The organism is Sellimonas catena (assembly GCF_027924685.1).
Taxonomy (GTDB): Bacteria; Bacillota; Clostridia; order Lachnospirales; family Lachnospiraceae; genus Sellimonas; species Sellimonas catena.
In genome coordinates, this window is record NZ_BSBO01000001.1 from 86,511 (window position 1) to 112,049 (window position 25,539).

The window sequence follows — 25,539 nt, forward strand, 5'->3', positions numbered from 1 at the left end:
TCAAATTACCAAGCGCTATGATCCGGATGGACCATAGCGCTTCTCTTTTATGTTCTGTCTTCAATTATACTACTGAACTTTTGCGATATCAATCAAAGTCAGTTCTTTGATATTGGTATTTTCAAGGCTTGTTACCAGTGCTCCTGCCGTATCCATCGCAGTCAGTACAGTCACACCTGTTTCGATGGCATTTCTGCGGATTGTAAATCCATCTCTTGCATGATCTGCTCCCTGCGGAGGAGTATCGATAACAAGGTCAATCTCATGTCCCAGGATCAGATCCAGAAGGTTCGGTGATGCCTGCTCGATCTTGTTGACAGAAATTGCTTTTACCCCTGCTTCTTTGAGGGCTTCCGCTGTTCCGGCTGTTGCAAAGATCCGGTATCCGAGAGCCTCGAATCTGCGTCCGATCTCTACCGCTTCCGGCTTGTCCTCATCCCGCACGGTCATAATCATATTCTTATATTTTGGAAGTTTGATGCCAGCTCCAAGGAAGGCTTTGTATAACGCCTCGTTAAATGTCTTCGCAATTCCAAGACATTCTCCGGTGGACTTCATTTCCGGTCCAAGGCTGATGTCTGCCCCGCGGATTTTCTCAAAAGAGAATACCGGCATCTTGATTGCGATGTATTCCGCCTCTTTCTGCAGTCCCGGAGTATATCCCATCTCACGGATCTTATGTCCGATAATGACTTTTGTTGCAAGCGGAACGATCGGGATGCCTGTCACCTTGCTGATATACGGAACGGTACGGCTGGATCTTGGATTCACCTCGATGACGTACACTTCTTCCCCGCAAACAATGAACTGAATGTTAATCATACCGATGACATTCAAAGCTCTGGCAAGTCTTCTTGTGTACTCTTCGATCTTCCGCTTTGTTACTGCGGAAATGCTCTGGGCCGGGTAAACGGAGATACTGTCTCCGGAGTGAATACCGGCTCTTTCGATATGCTCCATAATACCCGGAATCAGGATATCTTCTCCGTCGCACACCGCGTCAACCTCGATCTCTTTTCCCATCAGGTACTTGTCTACCAGAATCGGATGCTCCTGTGCGATCCGGTTGATGATTCCGATAAACTCGTCGATATCATGGTCGTTGATGGCAATCTGCATGCCCTGGCCGCCAAGAACGTAGGACGGTCTTACAAGAACCGGATAACCCAGTTCGTTTGCAACCTTTTTCGCTTCCTCTGCTGTAAAGACCGTTCCACCTGTCGGGCGCGGAATCTTACATTTTGCTAGGATTTCGTCAAAGAGTTCTCTGTCTTCCGCTGCATCTACATTTTCTGCCGAAGTACCGAAGATCGGAACTCCCATCTTCATCAGTGCCTCAGTCAGCTTGATGGCTGTCTGTCCGCCGAACTGCACAACAGCGCCGTCCGGTTTCTCAATATCTACGATGCTTTCCACATCTTCCGGTGTCAACGGCTCGAAATAAAGTTTGTCTGCGATGTCAAAGTCAGTGCTGACTGTCTCCGGGTTATTATTGACGATGATTGTCTCATAGCCTTCTTTTTTGAATGCCCAGGTACAATGTACGGAGCAGAAATCGAATTCAATTCCCTGACCGATGCGGATCGGGCCGGAGCCAAGGACAAGAACTTTCTTCTTTCCACTTGTTTTTTCTACTTCATTTTCACTGCCGAATACAGAATAATAGTACGGTGTGCTTGCAGCGAACTCTGCCGCACAGGTATCTACCATCTTGTATGCCGCACGGATTCCGTTGTCCATGCGCATCTGATGGATCTCTCCCTCGGTCTTACCGGTCAGAGATGCAATGACATGATCCGGAAATTCGATCCGTTTTGCTTCTTTTAAGAGTTCCGGTGTCAGCGGTCCGTCTTTCAGGGCTTTCTCCATCTCTACAATGATGGCGAATTTATCAATAAACCATTTGTCAATTTTTGTAATGCTGTAAAGGACATCGTAGGAAACGCCTCTTCTCAGGGCCTCTGCAATCATCCAGATCCGTCTGTCATCTACAATATGAAGCTTTTCCATCAGTTCCTCATCAGACAGATCCGAGAAATCGTAGGACATCAGGCTGTCTACATGCTGTTCCAGAGAACGGATTGCTTTCATCAGTGCGCCTTCGAAATTGTCACAGATACTCATGACTTCCCCGGTCGCTTTCATCTGTGTGGTCAGTGTTCTCTGGGCACTGATAAATTTATCAAACGGCAGACGCGGGATCTTGACAACACAGTAATCCAGCATCGGCTCAAAACTTGCATAAGTCTTTCCGGTAATGGCGTTTTTGATTTCGTCCAGAGTATAGCCAAGTGCGATCTTTGCCGCCACTTTTGCAATCGGGTATCCTGTCGCCTTGGATGCAAGTGCAGAAGAGCGGCTCACACGCGGATTGACCTCAATAACACAGTATTCAAACGTATCCGGGTGAAGAGCATACTGCACATTACACCCTCCGGTAATGTTCAGCTCGCTGATAATATTCAAAGCAGAAGTTCTCAGCATCTGATACTCTTTATCCCCCAGCGTCTGAGACGGTGCCACAACAATACTGTCTCCGGTATGAACACCGACCGGGTCGATGTTTTCCATATTACATACGGTAATGCAATTTCCATTTCCATCCCGCATCACTTCATATTCAATCTCTTTCCATCCTGCGATACAGCGCTCTACAAGTACCTGACCCACACGGGAAAGACGAAGTCCGTTTTCCAGAATCTCCACCATTTCCTCCCGGTCATGGGCAATACCACCGCCGCTTCCGCCAAGGGTATAAGCCGGACGCAGAACGACCGGATAACCGATCTCCTCTGCAAATGCCACGCCGTCCGGTACGTTTTCCACGACAAGGGATGCCGCCACCGGCTCTCCGATCTTTTCCATTGTGGCCTTGAATTCCAGACGGTCCTCCGCCTTTTTGATCGTTTCGGATGTCGTTCCGATCAGACGCACATTGTTTTCTTTTAAAAATCCTGCCTCATCCAGCTCCATGGCAAGATTCAGTCCGGCCTGGCCTCCCAGTGTCGGAAGAATACTGTCCGGCTTTTCTTTGCGGATCAGTTCTTCTACTACTTCTACCGTCAGAGGCTCGATGTAAACCCTGTCTGCAATATCCTTATCTGTCATGATGGTGGCCGGGTTTGAGTTAAGAAGTACAACTTCGATTCCCTCCTCTTTCAGGGAACGGCAGGCCTGTGTTCCTGCATAGTCAAACTCAGCTGCCTGGCCGATGACAATCGGCCCGGATCCGATTACTAATACTTTTTTAATATCCTGATTTCTTGGCATTATCTGTCCCCTCCCATCATTTCCATAAACCGGTCAAAAAGATATCCGGAGTCCTGCGGTCCAGGACATGCTTCCGGATGGAACTGTACGGTAAAGATCTTCTTTCCGGTGTATTCCATTCCTTCATTGGTTCCGTCATTGACATTGACAAACGCCGGTTTTGCGATTTCCTGACTCAAGGTTGCGTCATCAACGACATAACCATGATTCTGTGAGGAAATGTAAACACGGTTTGTGCTCAGGTCTTTCACCGGATGGTTTCCGCCGCGGTGTCCATATTTCAGCTTGTGGGTATCTCCCCCATTTGCAAGTGCCATCAACTGATGCCCGAGGCAGATCGCGAAAATCGGCACATCACTTTCATAAAACTTTCTGACTTCTTCGATAATACCGGTACATGTCTTCGGGTCTCCAGGGCCGTTGGAAAGCATGATCCCGTCCGGGTTTGCCGCCAGTACTTCCTCCGCCTTTGTATGAGCCGGATACACGGTAACCTCACAGCCCCTCTGATTCAGGGACCTGGCAATGTTGTTCTTTGCACCGTAGTCCATCAGCGCAACCTTGTAGCCGTCTCCCGGAAGCACATAAGGCTCTTTACATGTTACTTTGGAAACAACGTCTCCAACCTCATATGCCGCAATCTTCGGAAGTACCTCTTCCAGATTATAGGCAGCATTGGTTGTAATCATACCGTTCATGGTTCCCTTTTCTCTCAGGATCTTCGTAAGAGCACGGGTATCAATGCCTGCGATGCCCGGAATATCCTGCTTTTCCAGAAATTCCTGTATCGTTCCTTCGCACCGGAAATTGCTCGGCATTCTGGAGAGTTCTCTCACAATATAGCCGTCCGGCCACGCTTTTTTCGACTCCATGTCAGGAGTAATTCCATAATTTCCAATTAACGGGTAAGTCATGACAACTGCCTGTCCGGCATAAGAAGGATCCGTAAGGACCTCAAGATAACCTGTCATAGAGGTGTTAAAGACAATTTCACTGATCATCTCTCTCTTCGAGCCGATGCTTGTTCCTTCAAAGACGGTTCCGTCTTCCAAAATCAGAAATGCTTTCATAGCTTCACCTTATCCCTTCGTAGTTTCTATATGTTTGTTTGCGCAAAAAGAAAGGCGCATGAGTGTCTTTTCGATACTCGAGCGCCCTCCTTCTCAAATTGTAAAGATTTTACCATATCTCTTTTTGTTTTTCAACGCTTTTCCGGAATTTTCTTCCTTTTTATTCATACTGCCAGTAAACGGTGATCTTACACAGAACCGGATCGTCCTGATAGGAATACCGGGCACTTGAAAGGCCGTTCTGCTGTGCCAGAATCGATGCCGCATCCCGTATCAGCCCGTTCATAAGCCTGTCTCTGGACTCTTCGTAAGCTGACTGCCCTGAAAACTTGAAGACAGAAACCGGCTCTTTGGAAGAAATCTCCTCATTCAGTTGTTTTTGCATCCGGTCCTGGTCAAAACGCTGGTAATAGCATCCCTCTCTTACATAGTAATTATCGTTCACAGCAGTACAGGACGGAAATGTAACATCTGCATCCAGTTCGTGCGTCCGGAATAGTTCCTGTTCACTGCAGCAAAGATAATCGTACTGAATCTGCTGTTCTTCCGGAATCGACCCGCCGTCGGTTTGAAGGAAGACCGGATCGCCCCAGGTGGTGTCCACGTAATAATAGTTCCCGTCACACCGGACCAGATTCCATGCGTGCGGCTGTCCTCTGGTTGTCCCTGTGACATATGTGCAGAATACTCCAAGCCGTTCCAGAAGATACTGGGTCTCCCGCGCATAACCGGCGCAGACAGACTCCTTATTGACAAGCGCGCTGTAGAGATTCTGACTGTCACTTGCATTTTCCACATAGTCAACCGAACGGATAACATATTCATAGACATACCGGATTCTGTCATATTCCGGATCGCTCTGTGATACATCCGCCGCACCAAGAATGGCCTCTGCCTCCGCTTCAATCTGCGCCTGCATCTGTTCCTTCTGTTCCCCCTCGTAGGTATACTCCGGGCAAAACTCAGAATATCCTCCTCCCGGAATCTGATAAGCTGTCGTCTCCGCCGCACCGCTGCACCAAAAAATATCCGGGAAATCATTCAGAACAAATTCATAAATCTGGTTGACCCGCTTTGCATCTGTCATCTCCACGTTAATCGTTTCCGAATTATTCCGGACACCCTGAAGAACAGCCTGATACACCTGCTGTTCTTCTTCGCTTAACGTACTGTAATAAAATTTCTCCGCTACTTCTTCGGCCGGAATTTCGACTTCCTGAAATACCGGCTGTTCTGCTGAAGAAGCAGTCCTCTCTTTAACCGTTGACACAGACCCGCGGAACAAACCGGCAAGTCCTGCCGCAACTGCCAGAATCAATATGACGCACAGAACAACGCATCCTTTTAAGAATCTGTTTTCTCTTTTTCTCATGCTTTTCTCCGTAATCATCCTTTACTGTCTATTATAGAGAAATTCCTGCCCGATACGCAACCCTATTTATTCTTTTATACAAGTTCCGCAATCCTGGAAACGCCCACATAGACCTCCGAAATTTTATACCAGGTCCGGTAATCTACTTTCCCCGTCTGCGGAAGCCCGAACACTTCCTGAAACTTACGGACTGACGCTTCCGTCCTTGGACCGTAAATTCCGTCCGCATCCACTTTCGGAATCGCCGGATAGGCTCCCGCAATCACATTCAGCTGTTCCTGCATCTGCAGAACTTTGCTGCCGGAAGACCCATTTTCCAATGTGTAACCCGGCCACGATGACGGAATCCCGGAAATCTCCTGGGCGGTATTGATATACATGTCACTTCCGTAAAAATAACGCAGGATCTGGATTGCACTGTATCCCTGATCCGCCAGATCTTTGGAACCCCACTGGGTCATCCACCCCGGACAGGTCACCTGTTTTCCGTCGCAATACTGAGTCAGGATCGGCTGGCGTACGTTCGGTCTGGAAAGATAGGACGCAAACAGATCATCCACAACTACGGAAATCGTGTCGTAAATATTCCGTTGCGGAATCCACTTATGGTCAAAGGCAGTGGAGGAGGAAATCGTAAATTCAAAGCCCTGATTTCTGTACCATTCTGTGTAAACCCTGTTCAATGTAAAGGACATAATTGCAAGGACATTCGCCTTGATCGCTTCCTCCGGCCATGTCGCATATATTTCGCTGGACGCCACATTTTTAATATAATCCTTGTATCTGTCATAGTAATTCAATGCCGTAGAATCCCGCGGTGACCCATCATGTACAACAATGTACTCCGGCACTACAACACGGCTCAAAACAATCTCTCCTGATTCGTCCATCGGCTTGATTTCAGCTTCCGGAATTTTGGGCGGATAATTTCCAAACAGCGTATGTGCCGGAATCACATAGACCTCCTGACCTTCCTCACGTTCCAGAGGAAGCATCCGGATATTCTGAAGCGCAGTTACCCCCGAGAGAATCTCTGTTCCCGCGATCTGAATCGGTTCAAATCCTGGCGCTGTTACTTCCAGTGTATATTCCGAGTAAGGCTGTTCCTCCTGACGCTCATCCAGACTGTACTCTACCGGAGGGGCCGGCAACTCCAGCGTCTCCGTTTGTCCGGAAGAATCTGTGGAGACAGTCTCAATCGTCTGATCCGGCACCCCGGTATAGGTGATCCGGATACTTGCGTCCTCCACCGGGAAGGATGTAGCCTCCGATGTGATCTGTATTTTCAGCTTCCCTTTATCAATATTGTTTTCCTGCATTCCGTAAATTTCGTTCATGCCCACCTCAAAGCATTTCTTCTTTTCAAGATATGAAGGCACTTCCGAAAACATGCCTTGAAGAGAACAAAGAGTTCCGCCCGCGGAACTCTCGCGCCGAGCGCGGTCTCTGCAGCGACAAATTTCTGCTTCGTGCGAGTGTGCATCCCGCGGAGCGTTTTTATTTAACAGGGAACGAGGTTTCCTGTTAAACAGGAAAAGGCACCGCACATCCGTGCGGCACCTTCTGTAATTCAGAGAAAAATTCTCTGTATATCATTGAACATTACAAAAACCATCAACAAAAGCAGGCAAACCATTCCGACCATATGAACATAGCCTTCTTTCTCCGGCGGCACCCGTTTCCCGCGGATCACTTCTATGATCAGGAATACAAGCCTCCCACCGTCCAGTGCCGGAATCGGAAGCAGGTTCATGACACCCAGGTTGGCAGAAAGCAGAATCATAAGATTCAGCATGTTAAGAAATACAAGCGATGCTCCGCCGCTTCTGCTCTGATTGTAGGTATCCTGCACCACATCGACAATTCCTACCGGACCGGACATGCTGTCCATTCCGATCTGTCCCGTAACGAGCATCTTCAGGCTTTCGATTGTGGATGTGATCCAGTATTCAACCACGTAGAAACTGTATTTTATCGTTTCAAAAAAGCCGGTCTTTACATATCCGCCACCAGAATACCCATACCGGTACATTCCGCTTTCTTCATCCCACTGCGGCGTTAAATGAACCGTTGTCTCCACGCCGTCCCGCTCATAAGTCAGATCAATCTCCTCATTTTGGTGAAACTGATTATAAGTCGTTGCATCCCGAAACAGATGGATACTGCGTCCGTTGATTTCTTTGATAACATCCCCGGCCTGCAGTCCTGCCTCAGCCGCCGGATAATTCTCTTCCACCGAAGCTACAATCGGTTTGTCCACGCCGATCCACGCTGTAATAATGATGGCTCCGATCAGAGCCAGAATAAAATTGAATCCTGCCCCTGCTACGATGACACTGATCCGTCTCCACGGGGATTTCTGGTTGAAATTCCCGACGCTCTCCCCGTCCTCAGTTTCGTCCTCGCCCATGGCACAGAATCCGCCAAGCGGCAGAATCCGGATGGAATACTGCGTTTCTTTTCTCTGAAATCCTACGATTTTCGGCCCCATTCCGATAGAAAACTCCTGCACCTCAATCCCGTTGAGTTTGGCAAGAAGAAAATGTCCAAACTCATGGATAAAAATGATAAATCCAAAAATGATAATTGCAAGAATAATTCCCAAACTGTCTGCTACCTCCTGCTGCGAATTCTTTCATATGTTTCCTGTTCAGTCATAAGAATCTGTTCTAAGGAAGGATTCTCAATCTTCTTATGAGCCTTCATACAGTCCTCTATAATCTCCACGATTTCCAGATATGTGATCTGTCTGTCTAAGAACATGCTGACAGCCAGCTCGTTGGCTGCATTCAGCACGGTCGGCATGCTGCCTCCCTCTCTTCCTGCCTCATAGGCAAGTGCCAGCCCGTAAAAAGTATCCAGATCCGGCTTTTCAAAGTCCAGATGGGAAAGGCTCCAGAAATCCAGGCGGTCGCCCGGAAGATATCTTCGTTCCGGATAATATAGCGCGTACTGGATCGGAAGCTTCATGTCCGGTGTTCCAAGCTGTGCAATCACAGAGCCATCCTCGTACTCCACCATGGAATGGATCACCGACTGCGGCTGGACCACAACCTGAATCTCATCTACGGATACATCAAACAGCCATTTGGCTTCGATTACTTCCAGGCCTTTATTGATCATGGTGGAAGAGTCAATCGTGATCTTTCTTCCCATGGACCAGTTCGGATGCTTCAGCGCATCTTCCACGTTGACATTCAGCAGATCTTCCTGCTTTTTCCCGCGGAATGGTCCGCCGGACGCCGTCAAAAGAATCTTCTGTATTTTATTTCCGGCATTTCCCTGCAGGGATTGAAAAATCGCGCTGTGCTCACTGTCCACCGGAAGGATACGGATTGCCTTTTCCCTGGCAAGCGGAATAATCAGATGTCCCGCTGTAACAAGGGTCTCCTTATTTGCAAGTGCAATATCTTTTCCAGCTTCAATGGCGGCAATCGTCGGCCGGATACCAATCATCCCTACAACCGCCGTCACAACAATCTCCGCTTCAGGAATACAAGCCGCCTCAATCAGGCCATCCATTCCTGTGACAATTTTTACAGTTTTATCCTTAAGGCGCTCTTTTAAGTCCGCCGCACGTTCTTTTTGATAGACACAGACAACTTTCGGATGAAACTCACGAACCTGCTTTTCCAGAAGCTCTGTATTGGATCCTGCCGCCAGAGAGACGACCTCAATGTCCCCGTTCTCTCGCACCACGTCAAGCGTCTGGGTGCCGATCGAACCGGTGGATCCTAATATGGCAATTTTTTTCATGTTTCTTCTCCTGACTACTTATTAAATAAAAAAGATACTCAGATAATAAATGATCGGTGCCGTAAAGATCACGCTGTCGAACCGGTCCAGAATTCCTCCGTGTCCCGGAATCAGTTTCCCGTAATCCTTGATATTATGATTTCTTTTGATTGCAGATGCGGCCAGATCACCTACCATGGAAATCAGTCCGCCCGCTCCGCAGATCAAAGCATACAGTGCCGGCGACGCATCCGCGTCTGCGAAATGGCTCACCGCCGCAGCATAAAGCGCGCCCAGAAGCGCCGCTCCCACTACTCCGCCGACCGCTCCTTCCACCGATTTTTTGGGGCTGAGCTTTGGAGACATTTTGTGCTTTCCAATCAGCATTCCGACACAGTAAGCACAGGTATCGCATCCCCAGGAGCAAAGAAATACGAGCCATACCAGATACGCTCCCTCCTCCGGTATCATTCTTGCCCGGTAAACATATGACAGCATCACCGCCACGTAAAAAACACCAAAAAAGATGAGCATCATCTCTTCCGACACATACTTTGGATACGAAAATACATATACTGCCATCAGAACAATCAAAAATACAATAACAAGCAGGGCAAGCCCCTGTCCGTCAATATACTGCAGGATCCTGTTTTCTCCCGGGCCTTTGACCTCAAGCCGGATCAGCAGATAATATGCCGCTGCTGCTGCATAGCCGACAATTCCAGGAAGAGAGGCCTGCAGCCGGCTTACTTTATACAGTTCGCTCATTCCGATCAGACTGATTAGAAGAAGCAGCACAAACAGGATATCATTTCCTGGAATAATCGTGGCAAGCGCAATAGCCACGAGCAGTATCCCGCTTAACAGTCTTGTCTTAAACATCTGCTTCTTCCTCCTTCACTTTCCCGTATCTCCGGTCTCTATTATTATATTGCAAAATTGCTTTTTCTAATTCCTCTTTCGTAAAATCAGGCCAGAGAACATCGGTAAAATAAAATTCTGTGTAGGCCATCTGCCATAGAAGATAGTTCGAAAGGCGCAATTCCCCGCTTGTACGGATCAAAAGATCCGGGTCCGGAATTCCGTATGTATCCAGATAAGACTCAAAGAGCGGTCCATCGATCTGCTCAGGCAGCACTTTCCCCTCTTTCACATCTTCTGCCATCTTCCGCATGGCACGCAGCATTTCGTCACGGCTTCCATAATTGATTGCAATCTGGAAATTCAATCCGTCATTTTTATCCGACGCCTTCTCAAGCTCTTTGATTCTGTTGCGGATGTCATCATCCAGTCCGCTTTTATCTCCAATCACCCGTACCCGCATCCGGTTTTTCTCCGCAGTCTTCAGACAGGTTTTCATATAATTGCGCAGAAGCTTCATCAATGCATTGACTTCATCCGCAGGACGGTTCCAGTTCTCTGTGGAAAAGGCGTAAACTGTCAGGTATTTGATTCCCATTTTGTAGGCGGCCTCACAGATTCTTTCTACATTTTTACTTCCCTGTGCATGGCCGTAGTTACGAGGCATATTTTTCTTCTTCGCCCATCTTCCGTTTCCATCCAGAATAATAGCGACATGCTGAGGTATCTTCATAACACTTCCTCCTTGATAAATATAGAGCAAGGAGGCCATTCCCTCCTTGCTCCGCTTTTCCCGCCGGTTTTCCTTATACGGTCATGACTTCTTTTGTCTTTGCCTCTACTGCCTTATCGACTTCTTTGATATATTTATCCGTCACTTTCTGAAGTTCATCTTCCATATCTTTGATTGCGTCTTCTGAAACTTCTGTGCCTTTTAACTTCTTGAAGGCATCATTTCCGTCTCTTCTGATATTTCTGATGGCAACCTTTGCCTGTTCACCTTTTTTCTTCACGTCCTTGGCAAGCTCTTTACGACGGTCTTCCGTCAGTTCCGGGAACACAAGACGGATTACCTGTCCATCGTTTGTCGGATTGATTCCGATATCAGATGTCTGGATCGCTTTTGTGATCTCCTTTAACATGCTTTTCTCCCACGGCTGAATCTGAATCATCCGGGCTTCCGGAACAGAAACATTTGCCACCTGCTGGATCGGAGTCGGTACTCCATAATAATCCACCGTAAGTCTGTCCAGAATATGCGGGTTTGCTCTTCCGGCACGGATTGCCGCAAGATCGCTGTCCAGACTCTTCATTGTTTTCTGCATTTTTTCTTCGTATACCTTTAATTGTTCATGCATAGATAGTTCCTCCTGTGATCTTTCTTAAACAGTCACTTTCGTTCCTGTAAAGTTCCCGCTCATGGTATTGACAATGCTGTTCTCCTCGCTCAGCCCGAATACCAGCATCGGCATTTTGTGCTCCAGGCACATGATGGATGCAGTCAGATCGACCGCCATCAGCTTCTTATCGATAATTTCCTGAATGGAAATCTCATCGTACTTCTTCGCTTCCGGATTGACTTTCGGATCGCTGTCGTAGATTCCGTCGATCGCTTTTGCAAGCAGCATCGCATCTGCCTCAATCTCGATCGCTCTTAATACCGCACCGGTATCTGTGGAGAAATACGGATGTCCGGTTCCTCCCGCAAAGAAAATGACCTTTCCCTTATTGAGTGCCTCTACCGCCGCATCTTTTGAGAAAAGGGTTGTAAAAGCGCCGCATACGAATGGTGTGAATACTTCTGTATCCATGCCTGCGAAACGGAAAATATCGGAAACATAGATACAGTTCATTACTGTGGCAAGCATACCGATCTGGTCCGCTTTGACACGGTCAATCGTTTCACTCGTACGGCCTCTCCAGAAGTTCCCTCCTCCAGTTACAATAGCTACCTGAATTCCCTGATCGACAAGCTCTTTGACCTGATGAGCTACTCCAAGGCAGGTTGCCTCGTCGAATCCTGTCTTTTTATCACCTGCAAGAGCTTCTCCGCTCAGTTTTAGCAATACTCTTTTCATGGTTATGAACTCCTTCTCTCCGGCCTCTCGGGGCCGGCTCGTATTCTATCCTTATTATATATAGATCGCCACCCGGTGTCAATTTGCATTTTTCCAGCCGGGTCAAACTATCCGGAAATTCCGCTTCCTACTCTTCCGTCAGCGCGGCAAAAGAAGTATCCGCAAAAAACGTATCCGCACTGTAGAGATACAGCACTTCATTGATGGATTCTGTCTCCATCAGTTCCGATAAGTCCCCATAATAGTATCTCGGATCGACAACGACAATCTCCCGGTAATACGGTGCAAGAAACGGCAGGAAACAATTCGCATAGGAATCTTTCAGAACTAAAAGCCGCTTATTCTCCGTAGTCGGTGTCTTGATCTTTAACAGCCCGTGATTGCCGCCGAAAAAGACCTCATACGCATTTCTCTGATCCAGCTTATCGGTGTTGTAGAAGCTTCCGGTTTTTTTCTGATCATCTGTATACTCGACAATCGAAGACACCTGCTCCTGTGTCGTATTTTCATTCTTTTTGGGAATGAAGACGTCGATTTCCTCTTTCACACCGGTCCGGCATCCGCTTTTTGCGGAAAGCGTACCCTGAAACTGATCTGTCACAGGCATTTTCTCATATGTTACAGCTGAAGTGTCAAGCCCTGCCACCTCCGCAAACTGCTGGAAAGCAAGATAAGCCGCAGAAGTTGTCCAGTGATGGTCCGTCTTATAAAACAGCTGCTGATTCGTGTTCTTACGGAAGGTGTCCCTCAGATCGATTGTCGTCAGCCCCTTTCCGGTCAGCGTCTGATAAGCCTGATCAATACTGGAATCCTGATCCGCTGTCAAAGCCAGCGCCGGTAGCTTGTCCTCCAGAATCTCCGATGCTGTCGGTACAATCATTGCGTAATGCGTGATATCTTTATACTTCTCTTTCCAGGCCGCCATAGCCCCCAGCGTATTATTTACCGTAGTCTGGTCCGGCTTTTCAAACTTTTCGATCAGATAACCATCTTTCCCGATGTAGACTCCGTTTTCCTCTACTTTGCCAAGGAGGCGGTCAAACCCGGTCTTTAACTGGATCCAGGAATCCCGGAACACAAACTGATCGTTAAAATACTCCTGATACTGCTTTGCATAATTTCCGCTGCCGACCGCCTCTGCAGTCAGTTCCGGCTTCTGCGCAAGCTCCCTGTTCTCCGTCTCCGAGACTTTCTTCGTTCCGGAAAACAGATTCACAATGGAAAGGACCAGAATCAGGATCGCAAACATAAATCCCACGAAATACGATGCCGGTAATTTCTCTTTTTCCAAATCTGACACCTCCCCTTAAAACTGCATATAGAGAAACGGCTGATAAGAATTAAATACCAGTCCGCCGATACTGAGTAAAAACATGACAAGATACACAAGCACTGTGACAATCGTATAGCGCTCAATAAACCGCTCGGAAAGCTTCTTCAGAACCGGTCTTGCGGCCAGTACGCACAGTGCGAACAGAAGAATTCCTGTTTTTAAGTAATATCCGGCTGTCACATCGATCAATGAAGATGCTCCAAATCCAAGGAGGGAGGCAAACATTCCTGCCGCCGCATCCCAGGATGTGTTCATGAAAATCAGCCACCCAAACATGACAAGCAGCATCGTATAAGTATTGGCTGCCCATCCCGGAAGCCTGGAGACCAGATTCTTCCACACATATTTTTCACCAATCAGAATCACGGCATAATAAAGCCCCCACACCGGAAAGTTCCAGGTTGCCCCGTGCCAGATTCCGGTCAGACACCAGACAATCACAATGTTCCTCAGATGGCAGAGAACGGAGACACGGTTTCCGCCAAGCGGAATGTACACATAATCACGGAACCATCCGCTCAGGGACATATGCCATCTTCTCCAGAATTCTGTCACACTCTTTGCGATATACGGGTAATCAAAGTTTTCCTTAAATTCAAATCCAAGCATGTTTCCGACTCCGATGGCCATGTCAGAATAACCCGAGAAGTCAAAGAAAATCTGCATCGTGTAGGCAAACAGATAAATCCACGCCGTCACCATGGACATGGAGGATCCGGAGTCCTGAATCTGGGTAATCATCATGGATAACTGATCTGCCAGAAGGACTTTTTTCGCAAGACCGAGGATGAAGCGTCTCGCACCCTCTCCAAGCCTTGACATATATACGTTGTGGACATAGAGATCTTCTTTGATATCTGCATAGCGGACAATCGGTCCGGCAGACATGCAGGCAAACAATGACGCATATGCCATAAATGTAATCGGATCCCGTTCCGGTTCACATTTCTTTTTATACACATCAATCACATAGGAAAGATTTTTAAATGTATAAAAGGACAGACCGATCGGCAGCGTCAGTGCTGATGTAGAGAAGCCGGTTCCGAGCAATTCATTGACTGCGCCGCTTAAAAATCCGTAATATTTAAAAAATCCAAGAATAAATACATCCATCACAATGACAAAAACAAGGGATGGAACCGCACTGCGGCTGCGTTTCTGTTTTCTGCCGATATCGATCGCCAGCATATAATGCATCACCGCACTGAACAGCATTAATACAACATAAACCGGCTCGCCCCATGCGTAGAAAAAAATACTGGCCAGGGCAAGCACGAGATTTTTCCATTTTCCCGGCACCACATAAAACAGAATCAGGACAACCGGAAGAAATGCAAATATAAAATTCAGACTGTTTAAAAGCATGTCATTTCCCTCCACTGACTATTTTATCGCACTTTCAAAAGCAGATTTCCAGTCATCCGCCTGATCGCCCGCCATGTAAATTACATAGATCCCCTCCGACTGCGCATACGCCTTCTTCAGCTGCGCCGTCTGGGTGACTCCATATCCCTCAAAGCTCTCAATCTGGCTGTCCAGACGATTGTTTACTGCTTCCTCAAACCGTCCGGCGTCCTGAGCATTCTTTGTCTTCAGTACAAGAAGCTCATCCACTGCCATCGGCGACTCCGCCTTATAGTAGAAGTATCCCTCACAGTCCTTGCTTTCTATTCCATAATATCTGCGCAGATCCTTATCTTTCATCTCTTCGATCCCGTCAAGAAGCTTTTCACTTTCAAACTCTTTCCTGATTCCTTCCACAGAGACATCCTTTGCATACCCCTGCATGCAGAGCATTCCCAGATACACCGCCAGAAATGCCGCAAAGCATACTTTGACAATGATCCCGCTCAGATCCTTTCTCCTTTTCTTTTTCATGATCAAAGTCCCGCCTTTTCTACAATATAAGATAACCACTGTTCGTAGTATTCCTTTTTCATGTGGATTCCGTCCTGCTCATACAGGCCGCTGTCTGCCTCCACAATGAAACTGCTGTCGATGTACAGGTATCCCTCATCATCGCACATCTTCTCGATGGCCTCATTGTACTGAGGACGTTTCTCACGTCCGGCTTTCTCCTTGACTTTCTCCTCCGTCATCGGAAGAATGGAATTTACACAGATCATCGTGTCCGGAAGCGCATCTTTTATCTTCTGAATCTCAGACTGGTACTTTTCGATGAACCCGTCAATATCGGAATTATACATCTGAAGATCATTGCATCCAAACTCCATGATGACTGTGGACGGCTTCATGGAAATCACTTTCTGAACCAGCTCATCGATCTCATTGACTGAGGCACCCCTCTTATAGATGACAGATCCCTCGTCCAGAAGTCCGTACACATCCAGCGCCTCCGAAAAAGAATCCCCGACTACAACGACACCGCTGAATGCTTTCTTGATCGTCGCATTATCAAGCTCTACGACTCCATATTCATTCCGCTTGGACGTGTCAATCTCTGTCTTTTCATTGGCTCCTTCCAGATTCTCCCACTGCTTTTCCGTCTCGGATATATCCGCCTGCTCCATCTGTTCCAGCTGCTTACGGTTTTTCTCATACTGATTCGGGCGGCTCTCTTTTATCTGAACACAGACGACAATCCCGACCACAACAGCGATAACGCAACAAACTGCGATCAGGATTCTTCGTCTTAGAATTTTTTCTCTTGCACTTTTCATGAATTTATCCCCTTAGTACTATCATTTAGCTATTATTACTATTATAAGTTGTTTCTCCCTCTTACGCAACATACGGATCCGGTCCCTTCTGGAAATAAGTCTCCAGAACTGCCAGATTCTGATCCGAATGTTCAATCTCTCTGGCATACCGCCAGGCTGTCTCCCATATCTCTTCCTTTTTCATGCTTTTTCCCTGCCGGATCCATCTCGCCATACTGAGTTCATGAATCATGACAGTACTGTAAACAGCAAGACAGATCTTGGTATCGATACTGTCATCATAGACCGCCCCGCAAAAATAGGTGTAGATAAAAAACATCATCAGATTTTCACTGTACTGCTCCCATTTTCCCGGTCCAAATTTCTCACGGATCTTCTCGTAGGCCTCCTGTCCATTCTCATACAGGATTTCAAAAGCCTCGTGAATCTCCTTTTTCCAGTCTTCGCAGAGAAACTCCATTTCAAAAAGTTCTCTCAGGAAAGCGGACTTTGCTTCAAATCCGAGAGGCTCTCCCCCGCACGCTTCCTGCCGGATCTGCTCCAGCTCCTCCTCAATTCCGAAAAGTCCTCCCTCTTCCAGCGCTTTCTGGCAGACCTTTCCTGCCGTCAGGCAACGCTTCATCCGGACCTCTGCCGCCTCTTCGCGGTTTTGTATCATCCTGAACAGGATTTCCCTTATCTCATTTAAACTGGAATATAATAAGAAATCAAAAGATTCGTCCGGCTCCGGCTCGCTCTCCCCGGTCTCCTCCGTCAGAAAGGTAAGCGGCTCCTCACACTCAAGAATCATCCTCGCCGCCTCGGGACAGGAAAGGGACAATGACCACTCTCTGACGTCCTCATACTCCTCCACATGTCTCGGATACATCCTGCAGGTACTGCAAAGATACTCCTCGCCAAGCTCCTCGTATAGATCACAGAGATTCTTCTCATTCAGACAGCTGCATCTCCCGTCAAACTGCAGGAATGCTCCCTCTTCCCAATCAATGGATGTCATAAGCCGGTTTCCGAAACCACCTTCTACCCGGCTGTATTTCAAAAGAGACTCCTCATCGATCATGATCTGCCATCCGGCACAACAGGTGTCCGGGCAGCGATCTGCAATACATTGAAATTGATCATAGAAATGCGGCTTTACATACAGCATACGTTTCCCCTCTTCGTGACTTACTTCGACATCTTCTTATCTTAACGGATTTTACCTGTAATGTAAAGAACTCAGAAACAAATTCTCTCAGAAAATATGAATCTGAAAAAGGGGTGAAAAGAACCGGGTGCGACAACTGTCACACCCGGCAGATTTCTTTGCCTTCTTATACCTGCGGTCCTGCAGAAACAAGTGCTTTTCCTGCTTCGTTTCCTTCGTATTTCTGGAAGTTCTTGATGAATCTCTGAGCAAGATCCTTTGCTTTTGTCTCCCACTCGGAAACATCAGCGTATGTATCACGAGGGTCCAGAATATTTGTGTCTACACCCGGAAGTTCTGTCGGTACTTCAATATTGAAGTACGGGATCTTCTTTGTCGGTGCTTTTAAAATATCACCGCTTAAGATCGCATCGATGATACCGCGGGTATCTTTGATGGAGATACGCTTTCCTGTTCCATTCCATCCTGTGTTAACAAGGTAAGCTTTTGCTCCGCTCTGTTCCATTCTCTTTACGAGCTCTTCCGCATATTTTGTCGGATGCAGCTCCAGGAATGCCTGTCCAAAGCATGCGGAGAATGTAGGTGTCGGCTCTGTGATACCACGTTCTGTACCTGCAAGCTTTGCAGTAAATCCTGACAGGAAGTAGTACTGTGTCTGTTCCGGTGTCAGAATGGAAACCGGAGGAAGTACTCCAAACGCGTCTGCGGAAAGGAAGATAACTTCCTTTGCAGCCGGTGCTGCGGAAACCGGACGTACGATCTTTTCAATGTGGTCGATCGGGTAAGATACACGTGTATTTTCTGTTACGCTCTTATCCGCAAAATCGATCTTTCCGTCTGCATCCAGAGTTACGTTCTCAAGAAGAGCGTTTCTCTTGATTGCATTGTAGATATCCGGCTCAGATTCTTTATCCAGATTAATGACCTTCGCATAGCATCCACCTTCGAAGTTGAAGATACCATTGTCATCCCATCCGTGCTCATCATCACCGATCAGAAGACGTTTCGGATCTGTGGAAAGTGTCGTCTTACCTGTTCCGGAAAGTCCGAAGAAGATAGCTGTGTTCTCTCCGTTCATATCCGTATTTGCAGAGCAGTGCATGGAAGCAATGCCCTTTAACGGAAGGTAGTAGTTCATCATGGAGAACATACCTTTCTTCATTTCTCCGCCGTACCATGTATTTACGATAACCTGTTCACGGCTTGTGATATTGAACATAACGGCTGTTTCAGAATTCAGTCCAAGCTCTTTATAATTTTCTACTTTTGCCTTGGACGCATTATATACGATGAAGTCAGGCTCGAAATTTTCAAGCTCCTCTTTCGTAGGCTGGATGAACATATTTGTAACAAAGTGTGCCTGCCATGCTACTTCCATGATAAAACGGATTGCCATCCGTGTATCCTTGTTTGCACCGCAGAATGCATCTACAACGTAAAGCTTCTTGCCGGAAAGTTCGTCAAGCGCAATCTTCTTTACTGTTTCCCATGCTTCCTGTGTAGCAGGATGGTTGTCATTTTTGTATTCATCAGAGGTCCACCATACTGTATCTTTGGAATTCTCATCAACTACGATGAACTTGTCTTTTGGAGAACGCCCTGTGTATTCACCAGTCATGACATTGACAGCACCCAGTTCACTTACCTGTCCCTTTTCAAAACCTTCCAGACCCGGTTTGGTTTCTTCTTCGAATAATAATTCATAAGAAGGGTTATGTACAATTTCCGTCGTGCCTGTGATGCCGTATTTGCTTAAATTCATTTCTGCCATCTCACATCAAACCTCTTTTCTTTCATTATTTTACAGAAAGTAAAGCCTCTTTACTCCCTTTTACCATTATACATGATAAGTCAATGAAATCAACCAAAAAGTTTTCTTATTTAACGCAGGAAAGCGCATTTTTATCGATCTGCACAGAAATTCAGACAATTTCGATTTATTATTTAGTCATTTTTTTAACAAAGTATCGCTGCTTCCTGTACGCTTTTTTTGTATGCCTTTTCCTGTCCAACACACTGTCGATTTTCTATCTGATTCTTCCGCTCTCCATGATCTGAGCAAGGAGCGCTTCGCACCCTTCCCTCACATCCCGGTAGGTCGCATCAAAATTACCCGTGTACCATGGGTCGGCAATGTCCTCCCCTGCCCGACCGGTAAAATCCAGAAGCCGGCATACCTTGCCCTCCGGATCGCCATTTCCGATGATCCGGTTAATATTGCGGATATTCCACGAATCCATACCGATCAGGTAGTCAAACTCCTCGTACTCCTCCCGTCTCATCTGGCGGGCCCGGTGGCCTCCACATGGAATACCGACCTCACGCAGCTTCCTCTGAGTGCCCGGATGAACCGGATTGCCGATCTCCTCTCTGCTGGTGGCAGCGGAATCAATGTAAAACTGGTCCGAAAGTCCCGCCTCGGACACCAGGTATTTCATAACGTATTCAGACATTGTGCTGCGGCAAATATTACCGTGGCATACAAACAGTATTTTTATCATTTTTTTGAAACTCCTTTTTTATCTTTTAAATGCAACGATTTGCCATACTTATGCAACCAAATGTAACGATTTGCCACTTCGGCATTTTTCCCTTGAATCCGGTACTTCGAGGCATTTTCAAGCATTTTGACAACCGTTTTACAACAAATTTGTTGTAAAATTGTTGTAAAACAGCCCTTTTTTTACAACTTTGCCACCGGGGTTACCGGACCCTTTTCTGCCTTTGTACCGACTCTTCTTCACCACCAAATAACTTCTGGAACTCTTCCTGTGCATCCTCTCCGGTAAAATGAGTATAGGTATTCATAGTTACCGAAATATCCGAATGTCCCATAATGTACTGCAGAGTTTTCGGATTCATTCCGCTCTTAGCCATCTTGGAACAGAAGGTGTGTCTGCACACATGTGGATGTGTCAAGTATAGGACAAAAAAAATTTTATTTTTTTCTGCCGAGGACTATCTGACGCTTCCATCAGGTAGTCCCAGCACCTTTATTATCTTCTGGTAAGTCATTCTTGTCCTGCTCAAGTTACCTCTGTTCTGAAAAAATATCGTCAAAATTCCATTCGATTTCGATTTCATCCTGACTATGAACACGGATCACCTTGATAATCTCACGCAGCTTCTCTGTATCGAACTTCTGAATTCCCAAGAAATCTTTTAGTTTTATTTTATCAGAAAGTTCATTTTGTTCAAGAAGCTTTTTACTATTCTCCGCATCTTCTATCTTTCGTTTTATTTCCTCCAGCTGTACACTTATCTTTCCTGCTCTCTGCTTATACGAATCACGATCTATACGACCATCTTTGTAATCATCATAGAGTTTCATCTTTTCCGAGGTCAACTGTCGGCTCTGTTTTTGCAATTCTGCGGTATTGATCTCTTTGTAGTCGCATTGCCTGTTGGAAGATACTTTCTTTTCTTTTTCCAACATTGACGCTGCATACTGATGAACAAGCCCAAGGATATTCTCCTCCAGCGGTTCCCGTCGGATCACCAGACTTCGACACACAGGATCTCCATTGGTTCGAGCATCTGAGCATTTTAGCAGATGCTCCGTTTCTTTTAGTAAAGAATGCCCACAGTTGGCACATATCAGTAATGCCGGCTGTTTTTTACGCCTTTCCAGAGTAAAATTGGTGCGTGATTCCGCAACACTTCTCTTCTTTTTCGGATGCATTTCATTTGCTTTTTCAAACAATGCCCTGTCTATAATTGCCGTATGATGATTTTCCAGGCGAACCCATTCTGTTTCATCATTCAGAACTGCTTTATGACCGGTATGCATACTGCAACGTGTTTTTCCCCAGATTCTGGTTCCAATATAAATCTCATCCCGGACAATTGCCGCTACTGTCGTAGGACTCCAGTGTTTCTTTTTAATCGTGTCAAACCTCTGGAACTGCACCTGATCCCTTCTTGATAATTTCTGCTCATCACAAGTGGCAATCGCCTGTTTGTTCAATTCCCTTGTAATATCTGCAAAACTTGTTCCTTCCGCTGCCATCCGAAAAATCATTTTCACGACTTTTGCAGCCTCCGGATCAACTTCCAATCTTCCGTCTTTTCCTTTTTTATAGCCATATCTGGCATTTACCGGAAGGCGTGTACCATTTCTCGTTCTTGTCTGCAATGCTGATGAAATTTTCTTGGACAAATCCAGGCTATACATATTGTATACCAGATTCTGCAATGCTACATTCATTCCACCAGTCATTCCGCTGCTTGCTGCACTGTCATAGCTGTCATTAATCGAAATAAATCGAATCTGTAGAAGTGGGAAAATATATTCAATATAAAATCCAACTTCCAGATAGTCTCTTCCAAATCTGGAAAAGTCTTTCACAACTACACAGCCGATTTCTCCGCTTTTCATGTCATCCTGCAACTGTTGAAATCCCTGCCTTTTAAAATGAGTACCGCTGACACCGTCATCCACATATTCCAGAATATCCGACTCAGCTACACCCAGCTCATCAATTGCAAATGATTTTAACAGAATTCTCTGAGAAGTTACACTGTCGCTCTCTTTTTTGGCTCTGCCATCTACATTGTCATCTTCTGCAGACAAACGGATGTAAACAGCTGTTTTTCTAAGATCTGTCATCTTGACTGCGCCTCCTTCTCTTTCTTTAGTTTCTGTAAATCTGCAAACTGATCGTCATATACCAGCTTGATCTCATAATCATACTTACCATGGATAATAATTGAATCCACAAAGGCATCTGCCATTTCTTTTGTCAGCTTACGCTTTGACATATAAGTATGTATCACATTTCCCCAGCCTTCTTCAATGTGGTAATTCTGGGAATACCGAACCTGTGCCGCCAATACAGTGTCCAGACGGCTCTTGATATTCTCAATTTCATTGGAATAGATCCGAGAAAACTGTATGTACTCTTCTTCTGTAATCAAACGTTCTGAGTAATCTTCATATAAATCCGATTTACGCTTACTGATACGGCTCAGTTCCCGTCGAAGTTTCCCCACCTCTTTATCCAAAAGCAGGTACTGTGTCTGATTTTTGGAAGCTGTATTCATTTCCTGAATCATTTTTTCTATATCCAATACGGTTTTCATATGCGTTTGAATCAGGCGAAGAACATCGTCATCCACATATTCTTTTCTGACTCTGTGCCCTTTGCATTGCTTTCCTCCGGATTTATGGTTAGTATTGGCTCCGCAGATATAAAAGAATGTGCCATTTCTTTCTCTGGACAACGTCATGCGGTTGCCACAGCCTCCGCACCATATCTTTCCTGTATAGAAATTATGGTTTCTAATAGCTCCATTGTTCTGCTGATGTTTCTTCTTATAAGCTTCCGTATATTCCTGGATTTTAGATTGTACCTGTTGAAACAACTCTCTATCTATAATCCCTTCATGCGTGTTCTCCACATGCACCCATTCACTCTCTGGTCGATTTCTCTGTTTATTTCCCTGGAAAACACTTTGCTGATATTTTCCAAATACAGAATCACCTGTGCAATGAACATCCTGAAGAACTCGTTTCACTTCATAATTGTTCCAGGGTTTTGACTCCGGAAGCGGCTTTTCACCGGTTTTATAGAATTTTCTCTGTAAAGTCGGCGATAAAACTCCATCTTTATTGAGCTGTCTTGCAATATCACTATAGTTCCTGCCATCCATATACATAGAAAATATACTTTTCAAATGTTCTGCAGCTTCTTCATCAACGATCAGCTGATGATGGTCTTCTTCTGACTTTCTGTAACCATACGGTTCCCAGGCACTTGTAAATTTTCCTTTTTTCCAAAGAGCTTTTTTTGCGCTGCTGCTCTTTTTGGCAAGGTCTTTCGAATAGAACTCATTGATAATATTCTTCAGTGGAACTGTAAGATCCACACCCTCTCTGAAGGAATCAAAATCATCTGTCACAGCCAGGAATCTTACATGAAAAAACGGAAATACTCGTTCAATATAGTTGCTGGTTTCGACATAATTTCTTCCAAGTCTGGACAAATCTTTTACAATAACACAATTGATTTTTCCATGCTTGATATCTTCCATCATCTGTACGAATCCAGGACGGTCAAAATTTGTACCTGAATAGTCTGAGTCCTTATAAACTTCCGCAACCGAAATATCTTCCGTATCTGCTACAAAGTTTTTCATCAATTCCACCTGGGTTTCTATCGTCCCTCTTTCTAATGTTTCTTCTGTTTCCATTGAAATTCTGGCATACAATCCTGCCCGGAATGGTCTTCTCACCTCTGTCTGGACGGTTGCACTGCCGACTACTTCCGGAATGTTTTTCCTACTCTTTCGTGCCATTTTATACAACCTCCTTTACCTTGACCTGCAGATTATTATCATCATCTATTACCGTATCAACTCCCATAGCCGGTAATTGATTCAGCAATGTCTGATAACAATCATCAAAATCAAAAGTGATCTCTATATTCTTTTTATCATATACTCTGATTTTCCTGATCAGTTCTACCACCACTGTGCGGGACAGTTCTTCAATATCCTGATATTTCACAAAATAATCCAGCCAGGTATTGGCATTGTCTGCTTTTTCCAGCTCACTATCCATTTCTTTCTGGATTGCACGGATACTCTCTTCCGCATTTCTAAGCCTCTTTCCATAGGCTGCATGAAGCTCTACATAGTCTTCTTTTGATACAATGCCCTCTTTCATATCCGAATAGAGCATCATCCGTAACTCCTTACAACGTTCTGTCTCCTGTTTTTTCTTCTCCAGCCTGTCCTGCAGCTTCTTCATATTGATCTCCTGAAATGGCACAGTACCAACAAATTCCAGGACTCTTTTCAGGTGCAGGATATTCTGGATATGCTGTTTCAGCATCACCAGTACGGCATCTTCCAGATCCTTTTCCGGTATTCTATGACTAGAACAGCGTTTTGTTTCTTTATTTGCGGAACATAGATAATAAGCATATTTTTTCCCTGCCACAGTAGAAACCTTTCTTGTCATAGGTGCACCACAATCCGCACATACAGCAATTCCGGACAACAGATATACTTGCTTTTGGTCAGGCGAAGTACGTGTATCCATGCCCAGAAGTCTCTGAACAATTTCAAAATCACGGTCACTCACCAATGGCTCATGATTTTTCTCAATCCGGATCCAGTCATCTTCCGGTTTCACATAAGTCTGCTTCACTTTATGGTTCGGTGTCGTCCTTTTTCCCTGCACAAGGTTTCCGATATAAACCTCGTTTTCCAGTATCCTGCGGACGGTAACGGAACTCCAAAGTGCCTGTTCTTTCTGCCGGAAGCCTGTTTCATAATGACTGCCACTGCTGATTTTATACTCAAATGGGGAAAGAATACCCAGTTCATTTAAACGATTAGCAATCGCATCCTGACTCATTCCCTGCAGCTTCATCTTAAAAATATCCTGTACTACACTGCCTGCAGATGGATCAATCTCTAATTTATGCTTATCTGTCTTTGCCTTCCTGTATCCAAAAGCTACAAACGGAGTCACGCATTCGCCTTTTTTCCTCTTAATCTCAAGATTACTCCTGATCTTAATAGAAATGTCACGGCAATAAGCATCATTGATTAAATTCTTAAATGGGATAATAATTTCGTCTGCCTGATTCTTTCCCTTGAGACTGTCATAATTGTCATTGATGGCAATAAAACGCACACCAAGAGCCGGGAATAATCTCTCGATATACTTCCCAGAATCAATATATTCCCTTCCAAATCGTGATAAATCTTTTACCACTACGCAGTCTACAATCCCACGCCGGATATCTTCCAGCATTGCCTGGAATGCTGGGCGCTCAAAATTAGAGCCTGAGTAGCCATCATCAACTCGGACTGAAACAACTTCTATATCTTTTTTGTCTTTCAGGAAATCCAGAATCAAAGCTTTCTGGTTAGAAATGCTGTTACTTTCCAGTTTTGCTGAACTGGAAATATCGCCATCTTCTTTAGATAATCTGACATAGATGGCGGCATGATAGATTTTATTGATATTCTGATACATAT

General features: G+C 45.7%; 20 protein-coding genes and 1 pseudogene. All 21 read right to left on the minus strand.

Going from position 1 to position 25,539, the window contains the following annotated elements:
• Positions 1-69: 69 nt before the first annotated feature.
• Positions 70-3,270, minus strand: coding sequence for a carbamoyl-phosphate synthase large subunit (carB, locus tag Selli1_RS00470; protein WP_118636322.1), 3,201 nt, complete (start codon positions 3,268-3,270; stop codon positions 70-72).
• Complete coding sequence (locus Selli1_RS00475) at positions 3,270-4,340, minus strand: carbamoyl phosphate synthase small subunit (RefSeq protein ID WP_281845700.1); 1,071 nt, start codon at positions 4,338-4,340, stop codon at positions 3,270-3,272. Before Selli1_RS00475 ends, carB begins: the two co-directional genes overlap by 1 nt.
• A gap of 160 nt (positions 4,341-4,500) precedes the next feature.
• On the minus strand, positions 4,501-5,712 hold the full coding sequence (locus Selli1_RS00480; protein WP_158099209.1) for a transglutaminase domain-containing protein: 1,212 nt from the start codon (positions 5,710-5,712) through the stop codon (positions 4,501-4,503).
• Positions 5,713-5,786: 74 nt separating this feature from the next.
• Complete coding sequence (locus tag Selli1_RS00485) at positions 5,787-7,049, minus strand: peptidoglycan-binding protein (protein ID WP_087252398.1); 1,263 nt, start codon at positions 7,047-7,049, stop codon at positions 5,787-5,789.
• A gap of 233 nt (positions 7,050-7,282) precedes the next feature.
• Positions 7,283-8,317, minus strand: a complete 1,035-nt coding sequence (gene rseP / locus Selli1_RS00490) for an RIP metalloprotease RseP (protein WP_138372988.1) — start codon at positions 8,315-8,317, stop codon at positions 7,283-7,285.
• 8 nt (positions 8,318-8,325) lie between these two features.
• Entirely contained in the window at positions 8,326-9,468 is a 1,143-nt protein-coding gene (locus Selli1_RS00495; protein ID WP_281872020.1) for a 1-deoxy-D-xylulose-5-phosphate reductoisomerase, read from the minus strand.
• Between the two features lie 21 nt (positions 9,469-9,489).
• On the minus strand, positions 9,490-10,329 hold the full coding sequence (locus Selli1_RS00500) for a phosphatidate cytidylyltransferase (protein ID WP_118636325.1): 840 nt from the start codon (positions 10,327-10,329) through the stop codon (positions 9,490-9,492).
• Positions 10,322-11,041, minus strand: a complete 720-nt coding sequence (locus Selli1_RS00505; protein WP_281845943.1) for an undecaprenyl pyrophosphate synthase — start codon at positions 11,039-11,041, stop codon at positions 10,322-10,324. The genes Selli1_RS00500 and Selli1_RS00505 overlap by 8 nt, the downstream gene beginning before the upstream one ends.
• Before the next feature lie 73 nt (positions 11,042-11,114).
• On the minus strand, positions 11,115-11,666 hold the full coding sequence (gene frr, locus Selli1_RS00510; RefSeq protein WP_087167779.1) for a ribosome recycling factor: 552 nt from the start codon (positions 11,664-11,666) through the stop codon (positions 11,115-11,117).
• A gap of 24 nt (positions 11,667-11,690) precedes the next feature.
• Positions 11,691-12,386: a UMP kinase gene (pyrH, locus tag Selli1_RS00515; protein WP_087167778.1), complete on the minus strand. Its 696-nt coding sequence runs from the start codon at positions 12,384-12,386 to the stop codon at positions 11,691-11,693.
• 127 nt (positions 12,387-12,513) lie between these two features.
• The gene (locus Selli1_RS00520; RefSeq protein ID WP_242958927.1) at positions 12,514-13,677 is read right to left on the minus strand and encodes a DHHW family protein; all 1,164 of its coding nucleotides are present in this window, start codon (positions 13,675-13,677) and stop codon (positions 12,514-12,516) included.
• A gap of 15 nt (positions 13,678-13,692) precedes the next feature.
• Positions 13,693-15,084, minus strand: a complete 1,392-nt coding sequence (locus tag Selli1_RS00525) for an MBOAT family O-acyltransferase (protein ID WP_281872021.1) — start codon at positions 15,082-15,084, stop codon at positions 13,693-13,695.
• 18 nt (positions 15,085-15,102) lie between these two features.
• Complete coding sequence (locus Selli1_RS00530) at positions 15,103-15,597, minus strand: DUF4358 domain-containing protein (RefSeq protein ID WP_087167776.1); 495 nt, start codon at positions 15,595-15,597, stop codon at positions 15,103-15,105.
• Positions 15,598-15,599: 2 nt separating this feature from the next.
• Positions 15,600-16,400 (minus strand): GDSL-type esterase/lipase family protein, encoded by an 801-nt coding sequence (locus Selli1_RS00535; protein ID WP_087167775.1) that lies wholly within the window; start codon positions 16,398-16,400, stop codon positions 15,600-15,602.
• Positions 16,401-16,461: 61 nt separating this feature from the next.
• On the minus strand, positions 16,462-17,547 hold the full coding sequence (gene fliB / locus Selli1_RS00540) for a flagellin lysine-N-methylase (protein ID WP_087167774.1): 1,086 nt from the start codon (positions 17,545-17,547) through the stop codon (positions 16,462-16,464).
• A 166-nt stretch (positions 17,548-17,713) separates the two neighbouring features.
• A complete protein-coding gene (gene pckA / locus Selli1_RS00545) occupies positions 17,714-19,318 on the minus strand; it encodes a phosphoenolpyruvate carboxykinase (ATP) (RefSeq protein WP_138372992.1) in 1,605 nt (534 codons plus the stop codon).
• 256 nt (positions 19,319-19,574) lie between these two features.
• Positions 19,575-20,048, minus strand: coding sequence for a low molecular weight protein-tyrosine-phosphatase (locus Selli1_RS00550; RefSeq protein WP_204864590.1), 474 nt, complete (start codon positions 20,046-20,048; stop codon positions 19,575-19,577).
• 202 nt (positions 20,049-20,250) lie between these two features.
• Positions 20,251-20,457: pseudogene (locus Selli1_RS00555) on the minus strand (tyrosine-type recombinase/integrase); the annotation flags it as partial.
• A 121-nt stretch (positions 20,458-20,578) separates the two neighbouring features.
• A complete protein-coding gene (locus Selli1_RS00560; protein ID WP_055039874.1) occupies positions 20,579-22,156 on the minus strand; it encodes a recombinase family protein in 1,578 nt (525 codons plus the stop codon).
• On the minus strand, positions 22,153-23,844 hold the full coding sequence (locus tag Selli1_RS00565) for a recombinase family protein (protein ID WP_109273680.1): 1,692 nt from the start codon (positions 23,842-23,844) through the stop codon (positions 22,153-22,155). The genes Selli1_RS00560 and Selli1_RS00565 overlap by 4 nt, the downstream gene beginning before the upstream one ends.
• Before the next feature lies 1 nt (position 23,845).
• Positions 23,846-25,537 carry a recombinase family protein gene (locus Selli1_RS00570; RefSeq protein ID WP_055039876.1) on the minus strand — a complete coding sequence of 564 codons (1,692 nt, stop codon included), beginning with the start codon at positions 25,535-25,537 and terminating at the stop codon, positions 23,846-23,848.
• Between the last annotated feature and the right edge of the window lie 2 nt (positions 25,538-25,539).

What these genes read in the sequence shown, in the direction of transcription:
- Selli1_RS00485 (WP_087252398.1), bottom strand. Translation starts at nt 7,049, where the DNA reads ATGAACGAAATTTACGGAATGCAGGAAAACAATATTGATAAAGGGAAG.
- pyrH (WP_087167778.1), bottom strand. Translation starts at nt 12,386, where the DNA reads ATGAAAAGAGTATTGCTAAAACTGAGCGGAGAAGCTCTTGCAGGTGAT.
- Selli1_RS00480 (WP_158099209.1), bottom strand. Translation starts at nt 5,712, where the DNA reads ATGAGAAAAAGAGAAAACAGATTCTTAAAAGGATGCGTTGTTCTGTGC.
- Selli1_RS00495 (WP_281872020.1), bottom strand. Translation starts at nt 9,468, where the DNA reads ATGAAAAAAATTGCCATATTAGGATCCACCGGTTCGATCGGCACCCAG.
- Selli1_RS00530 (WP_087167776.1), bottom strand. Translation starts at nt 15,597, where the DNA reads ATGAAAAAGAAAAGGAGAAAGGATCTGAGCGGGATCATTGTCAAAGTA.
- Selli1_RS00525 (WP_281872021.1), bottom strand. Translation starts at nt 15,084, where the DNA reads ATGCTTTTAAACAGTCTGAATTTTATATTTGCATTTCTTCCGGTTGTC.
- carB (WP_118636322.1), bottom strand. Translation starts at nt 3,270, where the DNA reads ATGCCAAGAAATCAGGATATTAAAAAAGTATTAGTAATCGGATCCGGG.
- Selli1_RS00560 (WP_055039874.1), bottom strand. Translation starts at nt 22,156, where the DNA reads ATGACAGATCTTAGAAAAACAGCTGTTTACATCCGTTTGTCTGCAGAA.
- Selli1_RS00550 (WP_204864590.1), bottom strand. Translation starts at nt 20,048, where the DNA reads ATGATAAAAATACTGTTTGTATGCCACGGTAATATTTGCCGCAGCACA.
- frr (WP_087167779.1), bottom strand. Translation starts at nt 11,666, where the DNA reads ATGCATGAACAATTAAAGGTATACGAAGAAAAAATGCAGAAAACAATG.
- Selli1_RS00505 (WP_281845943.1), bottom strand. Translation starts at nt 11,041, where the DNA reads ATGAAGATACCTCAGCATGTCGCTATTATTCTGGATGGAAACGGAAGA.
- Selli1_RS00565 (WP_109273680.1), bottom strand. Translation starts at nt 23,844, where the DNA reads ATGGCACGAAAGAGTAGGAAAAACATTCCGGAAGTAGTCGGCAGTGCA.
- pckA (WP_138372992.1), bottom strand. Translation starts at nt 19,318, where the DNA reads ATGGCAGAAATGAATTTAAGCAAATACGGCATCACAGGCACGACGGAA.
- Selli1_RS00570 (WP_055039876.1), bottom strand. Translation starts at nt 25,537, where the DNA reads ATGTATCAGAATATCAATAAAATCTATCATGCCGCCATCTATGTCAGA.
- Selli1_RS00535 (WP_087167775.1), bottom strand. Translation starts at nt 16,400, where the DNA reads ATGAAAAGTGCAAGAGAAAAAATTCTAAGACGAAGAATCCTGATCGCA.
- Selli1_RS00500 (WP_118636325.1), bottom strand. Translation starts at nt 10,329, where the DNA reads ATGTTTAAGACAAGACTGTTAAGCGGGATACTGCTCGTGGCTATTGCG.
- fliB (WP_087167774.1), bottom strand. Translation starts at nt 17,547, where the DNA reads ATGCTGTATGTAAAGCCGCATTTCTATGATCAATTTCAATGTATTGCA.
- Selli1_RS00475 (WP_281845700.1), bottom strand. Translation starts at nt 4,340, where the DNA reads ATGAAAGCATTTCTGATTTTGGAAGACGGAACCGTCTTTGAAGGAACA.